Annotated in this window: 11 protein-coding genes; 9 read left to right on the forward strand and 2 right to left on the reverse strand. The window is 63.2% G+C overall.

What is annotated here, in order from left to right; genetic code table 11:
• Positions 1 to 65 precede the first annotated feature (65 nt).
• Both KA354_18580 and KA354_18585 read left to right on the forward strand, forming a co-directional pair.
• Positions 66 to 932, forward strand: a complete 867-nt coding sequence (locus KA354_18580) for a type II secretion system protein (GenBank protein ID MBP7936653.1) — start codon at positions 66 to 68, stop codon at positions 930 to 932.
• A gap of 64 nt (positions 933 to 996) precedes the next feature.
• Positions 997 to 3,981, forward strand: a complete 2,985-nt coding sequence (locus tag KA354_18585) for a DUF362 domain-containing protein (GenBank protein ID MBP7936654.1) — start codon at positions 997 to 999, stop codon at positions 3,979 to 3,981.
• Between the two features lie 69 nt (positions 3,982 to 4,050).
• Here KA354_18585 and KA354_18590 read toward each other — a convergent pair whose 3' ends face one another.
• Both KA354_18590 and KA354_18595 read right to left on the reverse strand, forming a co-directional pair.
• Positions 4,051 to 5,250, reverse strand: coding sequence for a hypothetical protein (locus KA354_18590; protein MBP7936655.1), 1,200 nt, complete (start codon positions 5,248 to 5,250; stop codon positions 4,051 to 4,053).
• A 33-nt stretch (positions 5,251 to 5,283) separates the two neighbouring features.
• Entirely contained in the window at positions 5,284 to 7,164 is a 1,881-nt protein-coding gene (locus tag KA354_18595; protein ID MBP7936656.1) for a hypothetical protein, read from the reverse strand.
• Positions 7,165 to 7,591: 427 nt separating this feature from the next.
• Here KA354_18595 and KA354_18600 point away from each other — a divergent pair, with 427 nt between their 5' ends.
• The 7 genes from KA354_18600 (at position 7,592) to KA354_18630 (ending at position 17,071) form a co-directional block, all read left to right on the forward strand.
• A complete protein-coding gene (locus KA354_18600; GenBank protein ID MBP7936657.1) occupies positions 7,592 to 8,590 on the forward strand; it encodes an AAA family ATPase in 999 nt (332 codons plus the stop codon).
• Positions 8,591 to 8,855: 265 nt separating this feature from the next.
• Positions 8,856 to 9,731, forward strand: coding sequence for a DUF58 domain-containing protein (locus tag KA354_18605; protein MBP7936658.1), 876 nt, complete (start codon positions 8,856 to 8,858; stop codon positions 9,729 to 9,731).
• A gap of 157 nt (positions 9,732 to 9,888) precedes the next feature.
• Positions 9,889 to 11,019 (forward strand): hypothetical protein, encoded by a 1,131-nt coding sequence (locus KA354_18610; GenBank protein ID MBP7936659.1) that lies wholly within the window; start codon positions 9,889 to 9,891, stop codon positions 11,017 to 11,019.
• Positions 11,019 to 12,134 (forward strand): VWA domain-containing protein, encoded by a 1,116-nt coding sequence (locus KA354_18615; GenBank protein ID MBP7936660.1) that lies wholly within the window; start codon positions 11,019 to 11,021, stop codon positions 12,132 to 12,134. Before KA354_18610 ends, KA354_18615 begins: the two co-directional genes overlap by 1 nt.
• Before the next feature lie 420 nt (positions 12,135 to 12,554).
• A complete protein-coding gene (locus KA354_18620; protein ID MBP7936661.1) occupies positions 12,555 to 14,417 on the forward strand; it encodes a DNA primase in 1,863 nt (620 codons plus the stop codon).
• An 83-nt stretch (positions 14,418 to 14,500) separates the two neighbouring features.
• Positions 14,501 to 16,270, forward strand: a complete 1,770-nt coding sequence (rpoD, locus tag KA354_18625) for an RNA polymerase sigma factor RpoD (GenBank protein ID MBP7936662.1) — start codon at positions 14,501 to 14,503, stop codon at positions 16,268 to 16,270.
• A 387-nt stretch (positions 16,271 to 16,657) separates the two neighbouring features.
• Positions 16,658 to 17,071 (forward strand): 6-carboxytetrahydropterin synthase, encoded by a 414-nt coding sequence (locus tag KA354_18630; protein MBP7936663.1) that lies wholly within the window; start codon positions 16,658 to 16,660, stop codon positions 17,069 to 17,071.
• The last annotated feature ends 24 nt before the right edge of the window (positions 17,072 to 17,095 follow it).

Raw genomic sequence — 17,095 nt, forward strand, 5'->3', positions numbered from 1 at the left:
GCGGGGCGGGGTCGAGTTTCACGATTGGCTTACTGGGAACGTAGCAGGCGAAGGATGGTGACTCGATGCGTTCTCGAACCATACAAACGATTGCCCTGAGGGCCCGTCCGGCCTTCACGCTGATTGAGATACTGGTGGTGGTGGCGATCATTGCGTTGCTGATCGCCGTGTTGATGCCCTCGCTGGGGCGTGCGCGGGCGGCTGCGCGGACCACGCAATGCCTGAGCAACGAGCACCAGTTTGGGGTGGCGATTGCGGCGTATGCCACGAGCAATCGGGACTGGGTTCCCCGGGGCAGCAACCAGTTCGAGATCAACTGGACGATGCTGGTGGTGAAGATGTTGGGCGACCGTCGGCCGTACACGAACTGCAACGAGGTCCCGGTGGCCAAGCAAGGCGTGTTTCAGTGTCCGGAGCGAAGCAAGGCCCTTGCGAGTCCGTTTCTCGACTATGTGGTGAACGCCCTGGATTTTGACCGTGTGTCGAGGCCTGCCGGACAGGAGGGCCAATGGATTGAAGCCAAGATGTCGAATCTCGGCAAGGTGAAGCAGCCGACGGAGACCATCTTCCTGACGGACGCGGAGTATGAGGACCGGAACGTGGAGGGGCTTGGCCCTTCGTTGGCCACCTGTCGGAGGAACTACGAGAACGGCCAAGCGAGCGCGAATGGGATTGACGCGATGGACACGTGGTTGGGCGAACACCTGCCGGAGGGCGGTGGTGGGGTGAACATCAACGACAGTCCCGGGACGAGGCGTGTGGCGCGAAAGATGCATCTTGGTCGTTTCACGAACGCGGTGTTTTTTGACGCTCATGCTGCGTCGGTGCCCTTGGCTCCGCGGGAGTGGGCGGACATGGACAAGTATGGTTACTGGCTGAAGCGTTTCGGTGTCCGGAATGCCGACCGGGTGAAGGCGATGCCGATGAGGTGAGGCGGGGCAGCTGGTGTTGCGGAGTGGATGGAAGTCCCTCCCTGCAAGTGGAATGGGATTCTCTATGGGTCATAAGCCGAACGAGCACGGGGCGAGCCCGCGTCGACGAGGTCATGCGCGGCCGGTTCTGCATCCTCCGCACGTCGTGGACTCAGCCCCGGACGGAGGCACGGCGACGGGTGGGTTGGAGTTGGTCCTGGGGTTGTGGCGATGGACCTGGTTCTTCCTGTTTCGCAACCGATTCGCGATTGGGATTGCCTCGTTGGTGTGGCTGATCTGGCGGAGTGGCACGCAGCCGAGGCGGATGGCCTACCCCTGCCAGCAGGCTGCGGCGGCCAATCTTGGCGCCCTGGCGGTGCTGGTGGTTCCGATTCTGGCTCGACGGAGGATGCAGCGGGTGGGGGCCGATCGCTGGCGGAGGGTTCGACTGGCGACGGGATCGGTGGCTCTGGCGAGCATTCTCTTTGTCCTGGTGTCTGCCGGGGTGAACGTGTACTCGAACGACGAGGAGGTGGCGGCCGCCGGTGTCCAGTTGCCGCCGCCGCGGACGTCGATACCCGAGCCGACCACGGTGGCCATTGTTCAGGATGTTGGTGAGCCGCTGGCGAATGCCGAGGTTGAGAGGATGGTCCGGAGGGTGGTGGGTCTGGCGGGTGGCTTAGGGAGTATTGTCCAACCGGGTCAAACGGTGGTGATCAAGCCGAATCTGGTGGAGACCCTGGCCCCGGCGGGTGACGGCATCACCACGGATCCACGGGTGGTTCGAGCCGTGGTGCGGCTGGTCCAGGAGGCCGGGGCGGGACGGATCGTGATCGCGGAAGGCACCGCCAGCTCGCGGAACAACGAAGACACGTCGCGGCAGGTGACCTGGAAGGCGTTCAAGGACTCCGGCTACGATGCGAACGGCGATCGCCTTGATGACGAGACTGGAGTGGAACTCTACGACCTGAATGATACTGGCGGCCTGGACAAGCGTGATGGGAACAGGGTCTCGGAAGTCACGATCCCGAACGGGGTGATTCGGACGAAGTACTGGGTTCCGAGGATGTTGCTGAAGCCGGCGGACGGCGGCTTCTGTGACGTGTTGATCAGTGTGCCGGTCTTGAAGAATCACGGCAACGGCGCGGTCACGCTGGCGATGAAGAATCGCGTGGGCTGTGCCCCGAGTGACATTTATCATGCCACGTTTGCCCCATACACCCAGCAGATGAAGTGGTCCCTGGTTCACACCACCTCGGGCGGGTTCGGGCGGACGGTGGTGGACGGCGGCGACTATCCGGTTCCCGCGGCGACGAACGTTGAGAACTACGTCGTCCAGTACACGATCGTGGATCTCAACCTAGTGCGGCCGAACGATTTCGCGGTGGTGGACGGGCTGGTGGGCATCACCAACGGGCCGGTGGGCGACGGCGGCGTGGTGACCAAGGCGTTGCCGGCCCGGAAGTTGGTCATAGCCGGTCGCGACTCGGTGGCGGTTGACACCATTGGCTCGTTGACCATGGGCTACGATCCGACGCAAGTAGGCCACATCGCCTGGGCGGACAATCGTGCCCTGGGCACGGGCGGGACCGCGCTGATCACGGTGGTGGGCGATCATGTGGCCGCGGTTCGGATGGACTTCCCCAACCGCGGTGAGTCGGTCGCAGCGGAGAGGAGCTCGCCCTGGCTGGACAGTGTTTCGTTGGACGAAGGCCAGACGGTCGCGGGCACGATCAGGGTGACTGGTTCCGGCGTTGGCGACAACAACGGTCTGGCCAAGGCGGAGCTGATGGTCAAAGCCAGGAGACCGAATCTGCTGGTCAACGGTGATTTCGAGACTGGGGATGCCAGCGGCTGGACGGGTTGGGAATCGCCTTGGGGCGGCCCGTTCGTTCGCGATTTTGCGGATGCCGAGGCGGGGCATCAGGGCAGCTTCTGCCTGAAGCTCGGAGGTTCCTCGACCACGGGGAGCTTCGGCGTCCACCAGCAGGTGACGGTCGAGCCGGGCAAGACCTATCGCGTTGACGCCTTTTGGCGCGGGCAGAAGACCGGATCCTCGAACTGGTTCGAGATCCTGCTGCTGGACGGTCCCTTTGACATTGACCAGGCCGACAGTGGCGGCGAACCGGTGGTGCGCACCAACTACATGTATGCGTACGACAATCTGATCGGCACGGGTCTGGGAGGGAACGTCGGAGCGACCTTTGGCTGGCTCTGGGCTCACAGCCAGGACGGCACGAAGTACGACTACAACAGCCGCCACGGGGAGCGCACCGCCACGGGGAACACCCTGACGGTGGTGCTCAAAGCCGGCAACACCGGGGAGGGTGGAGCGGGTGTGGCCGCGTGGTTCGACGACGTCTCGCTGGTCGAGGTGGCCGAGGAGCGGGTCGTGGCCAGCGTGCGGGACCCGCAGGACCCCTTCCACTTGGAGTGGGACACGAGCACGCTGCCGCCGGGCGACTACACGGCCACGGTCGCGGTTTACGATGCGGCGATGAACGAAGCCGCGATCAGCCGCGGCGTCACGGTGACTCCGCCGCTGGCGCCGCTGATCGCGATCGAGCCGACGGCGTTCAGCCACACGTTCAGCTTTGGCGAGAGTCCTCCCGACGACACCTTCACGGTGAGGAATGCGGGAATTGGCACGCTGAATTACGAGATCTGGCCGGACAGCTCGTGGGTGGTCCTTTCGTCCACCCGCGGCGAATCGACGGGCGATACCGACGCTATCACCATCCATTACGATCTGACCGGGGTCGGCGCAGGCACACAGACCGCCACTTTGTTGATCACGGACGCTGCGGCCTACAACGACCCACAGGTTCTCAGCATCAGGCTGGATATCACCACGGTCAAGTCGGACTTTGACCGGGACGGTGACGTGGATTTGGACGACTGGGGCCGATTGCAGGCATGCCTCACTGGCATCGGCGTGGTCCAGACCGATCCAGCCTGTGAGAACGCGAAGTTAGACGACGACGAGGACGTTGACAAGAACGACGCGGCCCTGTTCACGCAGTGCCTCAGCGGGGCGGGTATTCCGGCGGATCCGGACTGCATGGACTGAACCCGACTCGCCGGACAGTGCAGCCAATCGACGCTGGCGCTCAGGTCGTTGACCGAGGTCTGGCGGTTTTCATTTCACTCGCGGGCCCGGCGGCCTGCCGGGCGTGTGTTCCCCGAGGACAGCTCCCCGATCGAAGCGAGGCTCTTTCTCCAGTGCCTCGAGGATGGGCATACGGCCATAGCTGGGATGGTCGAACCAGCTGTCGTTGGCGAACGGCGGCGTATCGGCGTGGTAGATCCAGTTCATCTGGGCGAAGAGCGGATCGCCCCAATACCGTGGGTGATCCGGGTTGAATCGCCGGAGGATCTCGAGGTTGAGGTCGCGGTGACGTTCCGGTGTGACCGGCGGGTAGTTCTTGTCGTCGTGGTTGTCGGGGAAGGCTCCGCCCTCGGTGCCGAGGATGGGAATCGGGTGTGGCAGGTACCTGGCCATCAGGTACTGGAGCAGTTCGACGCCGAGGTAGGTGGTATTGTCTTTCATGAGCGAGTCGAAACGGTCCTGCCGAGTCGCGTGGGGCAGGTTCTTCTCGAGATTGAAAGGGTAGTCGATCGGCCGGTTGAGGGGCCCGCAGTGAACGCCAAAGGCGCAACCCGCGAAGGCCTGTTCGATTGTGTCCATCTTGGCGAAGGTCTTGAAGCAATCGTCCCACCATTGGCCGGCGTTTCGCCCGTCGTTGCCACCGACGCTCATGGCGTAGAAGACGGGGATGCCGCCCTCTTCGGCGATCAGCCGACGGGTTCTGAGCCACTGCATGCACAGCCGCGTTTCGCGATTGCCCTTATCCCACTCTCCCTCTGACCACTCCAGGCTCAGATTGGGCTCGTTGCCGGCCTCGATGTAGTGTGCGCCGGCCGTCACGTAGGCCCGAACCAGCTTGCGGAACCCGGTCTCCTCGCCGCCCGGTCGCGGGTAATGTGGGCTGGGGCGATCGACGTACAGCCGGACCACCGGTTCAACGCCCTGGCGGCGGGCGGCCTCGACCACGTCGAGCTTGTTAGCCCCGCAGGCCAGCACCTTGAACCAGGTGAATCCGTAGCGACTGCGCAACTCCTTGAAGAACTCAGCGGGTCGTTCCGGTTTCCAGGAGCAGTTCGGGTTGTCATGGATTCCCCAGCCGGTATCCGGTGCCGGCGGGCGGGGATAGTCGGCGAGTGTTTTCCAGGGCGGCCTCAAGGCTGTCGAGGGTCTGGGGCGGGATTCGGCTGCGGCGGCGGCCTGTCCGAGAATGGAAACCGCGCACCATATGATGATGGAGTAGCGGTTGGCCATGGCGTCTCCCGTCGAGGCGGGCGGTGCCCGGTTTCAGTTCACGCAGGTCGGATCGGCAACGATGCCGGCTCCGCTCACGCAGAGGATGAACCGCTCGAAGTCTTTCTTGTCCACATCGAGGTCGTCGTCCAGGCGGGCGTCGGCGCAAGCCGGGTCGGCCTGGGTGACGCCAACGCCGGAGTAGCATGCCTGGAAGTGGGCGAAGTCATCCATATCCACGTCGGTGTCACGATTGAAGTCGGCAGGCACGGTCACCACGTGGAGATTGACCGTGACGACCTGGGGCGTGTTCGTGGCACCTGAGGCCGACACGCGCAGGGTGCCCTGGTACGTGCCGAGCGGCAGGGCACTGGTGGCGTAGCTGATGGTGACCGTCTGTGGATTGCCGATCACCGTTCCGGTTCGCGGGGTCAGGTCGAGCCAGTTGAGGGTTTCGTCCACCTCGAAGGACATTGTGCCGTTGCCACCGTTTGCGACACTGAAGAGGTCGGGGGCCGCATTGGCCCCGAGGAAGGCACTTCTTTCGATGACCGCCGGACTGCACTGGATGACCGGATCGAGGAGGGCGTACTCGACGACGGTCATGCACACGTCGTCTTGGGGCCGGCCCCCCCAGCCGCTGAGTGTCCAGATGAAGCCGTTACCCTGGTCGTAGCTGTCGTCGTTCATGATGAAGGGGTTGAAGCCCTGCGAATCCGAAGGAGGATCATGGACCTCGAACTCGATGAAGTAGGACTGGCCGGGGGTAAGGAGTATCTCGTTGGGGTTGTAGCTCACACCATGCAGGCCGACGCCGAAGGACTGGTAGGCCGCCTGGGTGATCTTGGTGGGTCCGATCTGCGGGCCGGTCGGTCCGATCTGGTTTGAACCGGGATACACTCTCCAGATGAACTCGAGGTCCCATTTGGAGTTAGCCCCGGCGGCCCAGACATCGACGGCGGCGAGGCTCGCCCCTCGTGCGGTGAAGGTCTGGCCCCACTTCCACGCGAAGTTACCGTCGCGCAGATCGCCGAGTCCTTTGGTCCGCTTGTTCATGGTGACCATGGTGTTGTCGTTATCGCTGAAGACGGTGATGCACAGGTCGTAGTTCATGGCCTTGCTGGAGGAATCGTAGGCCCGGCCGTGGGCGTAGCTGAGGCTGTCCTTGTTTCGTTTGTAGGGTTGGATGGTGTTGCCCTGGACGGTCAGGCGTACGGCATATTGCCTGCCTGGGACGGTGGGTGCCTCCGCGGATCGGAATCGCACCCAGTTGTCGGTCACGTCACTGATGCTCACGGAGTCGGTGCGTTCGGCGATCTTTCTCCACTTGCGGACGTCGGCATCGCCGTTGTCCTCGAGGATGGCGACCGCGACGGGGTTCTTGTTCGGCCCGGCGAAGCTGAACGCCACGCCGCGGATGGCCGTTCCTGTGGCGACGAAGGTCTGGTACCAGGGGCTGTCCGGGGGGTGGGTGTCGGGGGCATTGCCGACCCAGTCGGTTTTGAAGTAAGTGGAGAAGTCCAGGCCGAGTTCGACATTGAAGGAGAGGTCGCCCGGATCCTGAACTGGGACGTTGGGCACGATCCTGGGAGCGACGAAGAACAGCGGCTGGTTGACCAGGATGGAGTAGGAGCCGGCCGACAACCCGTCGATGCAGTAAGAGCCGTCGTGCACCGTCCGGATCACACACGACCCGTTTTCGTAGAGGGTGGTTCCCAACCGGCGGGCCGGGCCAGCGGGAAGCGAGTTCCAACCGGACAGGAACAGGTTCGTCTCGTAGAGTTCGAGATAGCCGGCGGCTGGCTTGCCCTTGATCTTCTCGAACCGGGCATGGCCCTGGAGCCGCCCGGCGGGTTCGGCGGCCAAGGCTGCGCCCGCCGCCAGGAGGACGAGCAGGGCAGCCGGCCCGTGTCGGTCATGGATGAGACATGCCATAGGGATATCCCTCCTCGGCCAGCGTCCTGCCCGAGCGAGCGTTTTACGGCTGGCGTTTGGAGACTCCATCATACCAGGATGCCGCCTTGATTTCGCGGGGATCTCGGACCGGACGCAGGGGGTCAGCCTGCCGGGTGCGCGGGCCCGGCGGTACCGCAGCCATCTGCCGGACTCTGGTGTCCGGGGTTATATCGTTCCTGGCCCGCTGAGCCTGAACGATCGGCCGATGGCGACGTAATAAGGTGAAAACCGCGTTGCCGGCGGCAGTGATCAGGGCGAGCCCGCGGCGCGGGGAGAAGGCCGTGACTGGCAGGGAGGTTGTCCGACCTGGCATCTTGCAGTTGAGGTTCATCTTGTGTTCAATAGTTCGCCTGCGGCGTGGCCTGGACCGGCCCGCCGAACGGCTGACAGAGGAGAAGAACGGGCCATGGCCACCACGCAGTACGACATCAAGCAGATCGGCGAACAAGTCAGAGTCAAGAGCGAGCCCTTTCGGCTGCTGCTCCAGCAGATCCGGCAGGTGATTGTCGGCCAGGAGGATCTGCTGCACAAGATGCTGGTCGGGCTGCTATCCAACGGGCACATTCTCATTGAGGGGGTCCCGGGGTTGGCCAAGACGACGGCGGTCTCGTGTCTGGCGGCCGGCATTCACACTGGCTTTCAGCGGCTGCAGTTCACGCCCGACCTGTTGCCGGCGGACCTGATCGGGACGATGGTTTTCCGACCGCAGGACGGCCAATTCGTGGTCCAGAAGGGGCCGATCTTCTCCAACCTCATACTGGCGGATGAGATCAACCGAGCGCCGGCGAAAGTCCAGAGTGCCCTGCTCGAGGCCATGCAGGAGCGACAGGTGACCATTGGCAGGCAGACGTTCCCGCTCGAGGAGCCGTTTCTCGTTTTAGCCACGCAGAACCCGATCGAGCAGGAAGGGACGTACCCGCTGCCCGAGGCCCAGGTGGACCGGTTCATGCTCAAGCTGATCGTCTCGTACCCGAGCCGCAGTCAGGAGCGTGAGATTCTCGACCGCATGTCCACGACCCACCCGCACCGCTTGATCCAGCCGGTCATGGAGCCGGCCGCGATTCAGCAGGCCCGGGCGGTGGTCGACGAGATCTACATTGACGACAAGATCAAGGATTACATTGTGGATCTGGTCGTGGCCACGCGGGACCCGGTTGCGGCGAGGGTACCGGTGGAAGGCCTGATCCAGTATGGTGCTTCTCCGCGAGCGACCATCTATCTGACGCTCGGGGCCAAGGCGAACGCCTTTCTCGCTGGCCGCGGCTACGTCGTTCCGCAGGACGTGAAGGATGTTGCCCTGGACGTGCTTCGTCACCGCGTGATTGTCACCTACGAAGCCGAGGCCGAGGAGAAGAGCGCGGCGGATTTGGTGCAGGCCATCCTGGATCATGTGCCGGTACCCTAGTGGCCCGGCAGGCGAGCGTGTGGAGTACTGCAGAACTTCCTGCCCCACCTGGCGAGGAGCTTCGAGACGTGCTGCCGGCTCGGATGGTATGAGCGGGCAAGGCAGCTGCTGGGAGATTGACACCGGCGGGATGTTCAGGAGGCCGATGAGCACATGAGGATCGCTGGGGCGATGGCCAGAAAGACGCAGGATGTCTTGGCAGACACCGGGGCATGCGAATGACTGCTTCCTTCGAGTTGAGGCTTTCGGTTTTCGAGATGCGTTCATGCTTCAGTCTGAACTCCTGAGAAAAGTCCGGCGTATCGAGATTCGCACGTCGCACATGGTGAACGACGTGCTAGCCGGGCAGTATCACTCCGCCTTCAAGGGTCGAGGGATGGAGTTCGAGGAGGTGCGCGACTACCAGTATGGGGACGACGTGCGGACCATCGACTGGAACGTGAGTGCCCGGTACGGCCGGCCGTTCGTGAAGGTCTTCCGTGAAGAGCGTGAGCTGACCGTCCTGCTGCTGGTGGACATGAGTGCGTCGCACGGCTTCGGCACTCGTGAGCAGCTCAAACGGGATCTGGTGGCTGAGATCGGGGCGACGCTTGCGTTTTCGGCGATCCGCAACAACGACAAGATCGGACTGATGTGCTTCACGGACGAAGTCGAGAAGACCGTACCGGCTCGCAAGGGCGCGCGGCACGTACTTCGCGTGGTGCGCGAGCTGCTGTACCACCGCCCTTGCCGATCAGGCACCAACCTGGGAGCGGCGTTGGAGCACCTGAACCGGACCGTCAAGCGGCGGGCGGTGGTCTTCGTGGTCAGCGACTTCCAGACCGGCAGCTACGAGGACGCGATGCGCGTTGCCCGCCGCCGGCATGATGTTATCCCGATCGTGATTTCCGACCCCTGGGAACAGAAGATGGAGGACATCGGCCTGGTCCAGTGGACGGACGCCGAAACGGGGCAGGTCGTGCTCGTGGATACCTCGAGCAGGCGCGTGCGAAGGCAATACGAGGAAGACATTCGCCGGATGACCGAGGAGCGGGATGCCCTGCTGCGCAGGATGAACATCGACACGATCGAGGCCCGAACCGGCGAGCCGTTTGTCGAGCCGCTCACCCGGTTCTTTCGGAAGCGGGAGACGAGGAGGTGACAGGGAGTTGAGAATGGAGAATGGAGAAAGGAAGAAGAGACGCTCGGAGACCGAGCCCGCACGCCGGGCCGGACTCTCTCCGTTCGCCATCCGCCATTGTCCGTTCCGATGGCCGGAGTGTAGCACCCGCTGCCGGTTTGCGTGTGGGTCATGGATCATGTTGAGCCTGGGGTTAGGTCTTGGCCTGGCCGGCGGTTGTCGTTGTTCCCAGCCTGCGGCCGAGGTTCCCAAGCCGTTCGAGGTCAACGCGAAAGACGGCCCGGTTGCGATGACCGTTCGGGCAGCTAAGGAGCAGATTCTGGTGGCCGAGAAGCTGGGCTTGACGATCGAGGTGATCGCCCCCGACGACGTGGACATCGAGATGCCGAGATTCGAGGAACGAATCGGCGAGTTCCGCATCCGCCGCCATCGTGACGAACCTGCCATTCCCACGGACCGCGGTCGACGATGGCGGCAGGAATACGAGCTCGATCAACTCATCGCCGGCAGCTACGAGATTCCGAGCATCGCCGTCAAGTACGTGGATCGCCGCTCTGCCAAGCCCACCGGCGCGAGTCCGAGCGATGCCTCTCCTACTCAGCACTCGGTACTCGGCACCCAGCCCTTGGCGCCAAGCACTCAACACTCGGCTTTCGATACTCATGATTCATCACTCACCGCTCACTACTTCTCCTCCACCCCGTTTTCGATCAAAGTCGTTTCGGCGATCGAAGGCGAGATCGACCTGGAGAAGTTTGAGGATATTCGCGGCACGGTTGAGCTTCCCGCGGCGCGCAGCCGGGCCTGGCTTTTCTGGACGGCCGGCGCGGCTACGGCGGTGCTGGCATTGGCCGGCCTATGGGTATACCTGCGTTGTCGCTCGGCGAGGCTTCGTTTTGCGCGGCCCATTCCGCCCCACGTTTGGGCTCGGGAAGAGCTGCGCCGGCTTCGCGAGGACAACCTGGTAGAGCGTGGTCTGGTGCACGAGCTGTATTCGAGAATGACCGGCATTGTCCGCCTGTACATCGAGCGGCGATTCCGAATCATGGCCGCCGAGCAGACCACCGAGGAGTTCCTGGCGGCCGCGAAGAGCCACCCTGCGCTGGTTCAGGAGTATCGCGACTCGCTCGCCCGGTTTCTGCAAGCGGGTGACATGGTCAAGTTCGCCCGGTACACGCCGGAGCCATGCGAAATCGACCAGGCCTTCGGGGCGGCGGAGACCTTCGTTGACCGGACGGCCGCACTGATCGCGCCTGCCGCATCGACTGCCGAGCGGGTGCGGGCGATGGAGCCCGAGGTGGGGCCATGATGTCCCTGAGTGGCTTCGAGTTCCAGGAGAATTCCCGCTGGGCACTCCTTTTGCTCCTGCTGGTGCCGGTCATCTGGTGGCGAGCCTACCTGCGTCATCGGCCGATCGCCGTTCGGTTTTCCTCGGTCACCCCCCTTGTCCGGTTGCCGCGTACCTGGCGAACGCGAGCCCGATGGCTGCTGCCGGCTTTGCGTACCGCCGCCCTGATCCTGCTGATTGTCGCGGTCGCTCGCCCGCGCAAAGGCAACGAACAGGCCCGCGTCCGGGCCGAGGGCATTGCGATTCAGCTTCTGGTCGATCGGTCGGGGAGCATGCAGGCCCTGGATTTCAAGCTGAACGGCAAGCGGGTAAACCGATTGACCGCCGTCCAGAACGTGGCTCGCGATTTTGTGAAGGGATCCGGGAGCCTGGCTGGCCGGCCCGACGACCTGATCGGCATGATCAGCTTTGCCCGGTATGCGGACAGCAAGTGTCCGCTGACGCTGGACCACGATTTTCTGCTCGAGGCTCTGAGCAAGACCGAGATCGTCGATCCGCGTAAAGCCCAGGACGAGGATGGCACGGCGATCGGTGATGCGATCGCTCTGGGCGTGGAACAGATGCGGGCCCTGGATGAGCAGCGGCGATCTCGAGGTGGCCAGAAGGTCAAGAGCAGAGTCATGATTCTTCTGACCGACGGCGAGAACAACGCGGGTGATATTGATCCTCTGCAGGCCGCTCAGATGGCCGCGACGTTCGAGACCAAGATCTACACGATTGGCGTGGGCACGCGGGGCCTGGCGGAAGTGCCGATGATCGATCCGTTTTCGGGTCGGACGGTCCTGCGCTCGACCCAGGTGCGCATTGACGAGGATGCGCTTCGGCGAATTGCCGCGGCCACGGGCGGCCGCTACTTCCGAGCCACCGACACCGACTCTCTCCGGGACATCTACACTGAGATCGACAAGATGGAGAAGGAGGAGACGGTCGAGAAGCGTTTCTACCAGTACAAGGAACTAGCAACCCAAGCCCTGCGTATCGGACCGCTCTCTCTCCCCCCCCTGCTAGTTGGCGTCTTCGTTCTTCTTGCCCTGGAGATCGTGTTGGCGAATACCTGGCTGCGACGTGTTCCGTGATTCGGGGCCGGCGGACCGGTCGGCGGCGGATCGCTGCGGCGGCGTCATCCCATGGTCGGGGATATTTGCCCAATAGTGGGGAAACGGTTCTTAGATGGAGGATTGGCGGAGATGGGGGACAATCCGCGGCTCAGGCGTCCGCTGGGGCTGGAGAGGGGGCGATTCCGGAGCGTGGGTGGCATGTCGTTTGCTTCCCATCTTAACGTCTGTAACTCACTGAAGGATAAAATGCTAAGTTGATTTGACCGGCCCCGAAACTGGTGGTATATTTTCCGGTCCTACCATTTGGCGAGGTGGGTGGCGGGGGCCTGGCTTTCTAGGCCTAACGTCCGGCAGAGCATAAGCTTAGATCATTGTCGGAGCATCGGGGACCCGGGGCGAACACGGCCGACCGGGCTGGGGCAAACACGAGGATTCAAGGTGCCAGCCGCTGATCGCGAAACCATCACCAGGCAGATCCGCGATAGTCTCAGCATCGTCGACGTGGTTGGCGGGTATATGACCCTCCGGCGAGCGGGGGCCAGTTTCAAGGGTTTGTGCCCCTTCCACGAGGAGAAGACGCCCTCGTTCATGGTGAATCCCGCGCGGCAGACGTTCAAGTGTTTCGGCTGTGGGGCTGGCGGGGACCTTTTCACCTTCGTTCAGCTCAAAGAGAAGGTAGATTTCGTTGAGGCGCGCCGGATGCTGGCTGAGCGAGCCGGGATCTCTGTGGAGTTCGAGCGTGTGGGGGGAACGGCCTCATCGGGGCCGGGCAAGAGCGACCTCGTTCGGGTGAATGACTGGGCTCAGCAGTTTTTTCGCCGTCAGTATCAAGGACCGGGTGGAGAGGTGGCTCGGCAGTACGTGGCGAAGCGTGGGTTGACGGACAGGTTGGTGGAGGATTTCGGGCTTGGCTACGCGGCCGACAGTTTCGACGAACTGATTCAACAGGCGGGGAAAGCGGGGATCGAGCCGGGGCTGCTGCTGGCGGCTGGTTTGGTGAAGGAGCGTGGGCGAGGGGGCAGTTACGACGCTTTCCGCCACCGGCTGATGTTCCCGATTCACGATGTGACGGGGCGGCTGATTGCCTTTGGGGGGCGGACGCTAGCTGACGATCCGGCGAAGTACTTGAACACGGCCGGCACCGTGCTTTTTGACAAGAGCTCGAGTCTGTTCGGGATCGAGCGGGCCAAGCACGCGGCCGCGAAGGCTGGTCGGATGGTTGTGGTCGAGGGCTACACTGACTGCATGATGGCCCACCAGTATGGCTTCAGCGAGACGGTAGCGACGCTGGGCACGGCATTGACCGAGGCTCACGCGGCGTTGCTTCGTCGTTATACGGACCGTGTGATCCTGGTCTTTGACTCGGATGAAGCGGGCCAGAGTGCGGCGGAGCGGGCGGTTTCGGTGACCCTGCTGGGCGGGTTGGAGGTGATGCTGGCCAAGGTCCCGGCGGGCAAGGACCCCTGTGACTACCTTGTGGCGGCTGGGGGGGGTGCTTTCGAGGAAGTGCTGAAAAACGCGGTCGGCGCGCTAGAATTCAGGTGGCACCAGGTTGTCCGGCAGTATGAAGCCGGGACGACTGGTCCTGCGCGGAGACGTGCGATTGAAGCGTATTTACAGGAACTGGCCGCCTGGACGGGTCGGGGCGTCATCGATCCCATCGAGAGGGGGTTAATGGTCAACCAGTTGAGCAAGATCCTGGGCTTGCCGGCGGAAGACTTGCATCGCCAGCTTGGCCGCCTGGCCCAGCGGTGGCGCCGTCCGCTCACGGCGGCGGTGAGCGGGGTTTCGGGGGAGGGTGAGAAGACCGGTTCGGCATTGCGTCTAGACGCAGAGCAGCGGGCCCTCTGGGAGATCGTGGAGGTTCTGTTGAACGCACCGGAGCTGTATGGGCGTGTGGCCGGCAAGTTTGAGCCTGAGCTGATTGCCGACGCCTCGGTGTGCCGGGTGGCCCGGGCCCTGGTCGAAGTGATGTCTGCAGGCGGGGCTTTCCGCCTGGCGGAGTTTATTGGGCGGTTTGAATCGACGGAGTTCGCTCAGCTGATCACCGATCTTCAAGCGGCCGGGGAGCAGATGGAGGATTACGCGGAGGTGCTGAACAGAGCGTTAGCCAGCCTGGAGTCATGCGCTCGGCTCCGGGAGACGCACCGGTTGGCAGAGAGCATCAGGCAAAAGCAGGCTGGCAGGGAAGGCGAGCCGGTTGGCGAGGAAGAAGACGAGCGGTTGCGGGCCCTTGCGGCCGGCATTCGGCAGACGCACTTTTCACCAGCGGGAGCTCGCCGCAAGTTCCTGCTGCAGTGACCAAGAAAGGCACCGTGAGAGTGTGTGGCGCGGGTTGCTGCATCCCGCGTGCTTTGGAGACAACGATGTCGGACACCGATCAGATGATTCTGGATCCCGTGGATCGAGCAACCGAGATCCTGCTCGACCTGGGCCGCAAGCGCAAGTATCTGACCTGGCAGGAACTCAACGAGATTCTGCCCGACGAGGCGATTGCCCCGGACCATCTCGAGACCATCATGCTCAGGCTCGAGCAGAACAAGATCGAGATGGTGGACGAAGTCGAGGCCCAGCGGCTGGGTGGCATTGCCGCGGAGGTTCTGGCCGCCGCCGCCCGGCAGCGGGCGCTCGAAGAGGAGCCCGAGACCGACGAAAGGGAGATTGATGCCGTCCTGCCGCCGCTGCCCGAACCCGAGGATCTTGGGGACACCGACGATGACGGCAAAGTGGAGGCGGTTGAGGCTGACGAGAGCGGCTCGCGGCGGATCGATGACCCGATCCGCATGTACCTGACCCAGATGGGCGAGATTCCGCTGCTCACTCGCAAGGAGGAGATCGACCTGGCCAAGAAGATCGAGCTGACCCGCATGGCCTTCCGCAAGCAGGTCCTCGAGAGCGACTACTGCATCACCCAGGCGGTTGACATTCTTCAGCAGGTTTCGGACGGCCGGCTTCCTTTTGACCGTACGATGAAGATTTCGACGTCCGAAGCGATGGCCAAGAACACGATCACCAAGCTGTTGCCCGAGAACCTAGCCACGGTCCGCAAGCTGATGGAGCACAATACCGGCGACCATCAGCGGCTGCAGACCGTGCGTATGGCGGCGAAGGAGAAGGCGACCGCGATCCAGCAGATGAATGCCCGGCGTCGCAAGATTGCCAAGCTGCTGGAGGAGCTTTCGCTGCGTACCAGCAGGATCATACCCCTGATGCGCAAGCTCGAGTCGGTGCACCGCAAGATGCGTGACCTCGAGCGGCGGGTCGAGGAGGAGAAGAAGCGGGTTGAATCGTCGGACGACGATCTCCAGGCGATGGGTGAGGAACTGGCCGGCATGGAGTCCCTGGTGCTCGAGAGTGGTGGCCAGCTGGGCGAACGGCTCAAGAGGATGAAGCAGGTTTTCTCCGAGTACGAGGATGCCAAGCGGCGTCTGTCGGGCGGCAACCTGCGGCTGGTCGTTTCGATTGCCAAGAAGTACCGCAACCGCGGCCTGAGCTTCCTGGACATCATCCAGGAAGGGAACACTGGGCTGATGCGGGCGGTGGACAAGTACGAATATCGTCGGGGCTACAAGTTCAGCACCTACGCCACCTGGTGGATTCGCCAGGCGATCACGCGGGCGATCGCGGACCATGCTCGCACGATCCGGATTCCGGTGCACATGATCGAGACGATGAGTCGGCTGCGGAACATTGCCAAGCAGCTGCTGCAGGAGCTTGGCCGGGAGCCGACCATCGAGGAGATCGCCAAGAAGGCCAAGATGCCGGTCAGCGAGGCCCGGCGGGTAATGAAGATCAGCCGGCATCCGATTTCGCTCGATCGCCCGGTAGGCGAGAGCGAGGACTCGTATTTTGGCGATTTTATTGAGGACGACAGCACCGAGTCGCCGGTTCAATCGGCCGGCAACGAGATGCTCCGCGACCGGATCGAGGAAGTGCTCAAGACGCTGACCTACCGGGAGCGTGAGATCCTCAAGTTGCGTTACGGGATTGGCGACGGGTACACGTACACGCTGGAGGAGGTCGGCAAGATCTTCAAGGTGACGCGCGAGCGGGTTCGGCAGGTCGAGGCCAAGGCGATCCGCAAGCTTCAGCACCCGGTGCGATCCCGCAAGCTGGAAGGCTTCCTGGACGCCTCCAAGAGCGGGGAGCTTTAACGGACCTCGACCATGCGGCTGACCCGAGAAGTGCGATTCAGCGTCGGTTCCCCGCTGGACCGGCCGATGACCAACAGTTGGGGGGGCTGGCCGAGCGCGGTGGGCATTCAGCCTCACCTGTCTTTGCGGGCCGGGGTCACGGGGGATCCCGATCCGATCACTGGTTACCTGTGCAACATTGCGGTGATCGACGAGATGATTCGTGACCGGGCGATTCCGATGGTGTGCTGTCTGTGGAACGAGCGGCCAGGCGTTACCGGCGAGCAGTTGATCCGGGCGGTAGCCGTCGATCTGCTGAACAGTCCCCCGCCTGGCACGTGGTGGGCCGACTGGCAACTCAACGTCACGCCCTTTCTCTCCTATGGCACGCAGGCGGGAGCGCCGAACATGGTGGACATTCAGCAGAGTTTCGAGTTTTCTGCCGCGCATCGCCTGCACTGTGCGACCATGAGCGACGAGGAGAACCGTCGCGTCTTCGGCAAGTGCAACAACCCCAACGGGCACGGGCACAACTACGGCCTGGAGGTTATGGTCACGGGTGAACCGGACCCGAGCACGGGTGTGCTTTTGCCGATTGAGTCGCTGGAGGACATTGTCAAGCAGCGGGTCATTGACCGGCTGGACCACAAGCACTTGAACCGCGACTGTCCGGAGTTCGCTGCGGTGAATCCCTCGGTGGAGAACATTGCCCGAACGATCTGGGGGTTGCTCGAGGGGCGGATGGGGCCGGCCCGGCTGAAGCGGGTTCGGGTCTGGGAGACGCCGAAGACCTGTGCGGAATACGAGGGTCCTGCAGGCTGAGCGGCGTGGAAGGCTGCGCACGGC

Source organism: Phycisphaerae bacterium, assembly GCA_018003015.1.
Lineage (GTDB): Bacteria > Planctomycetota > Phycisphaerae > UBA1845 > PWPN01 > JAGNEZ01.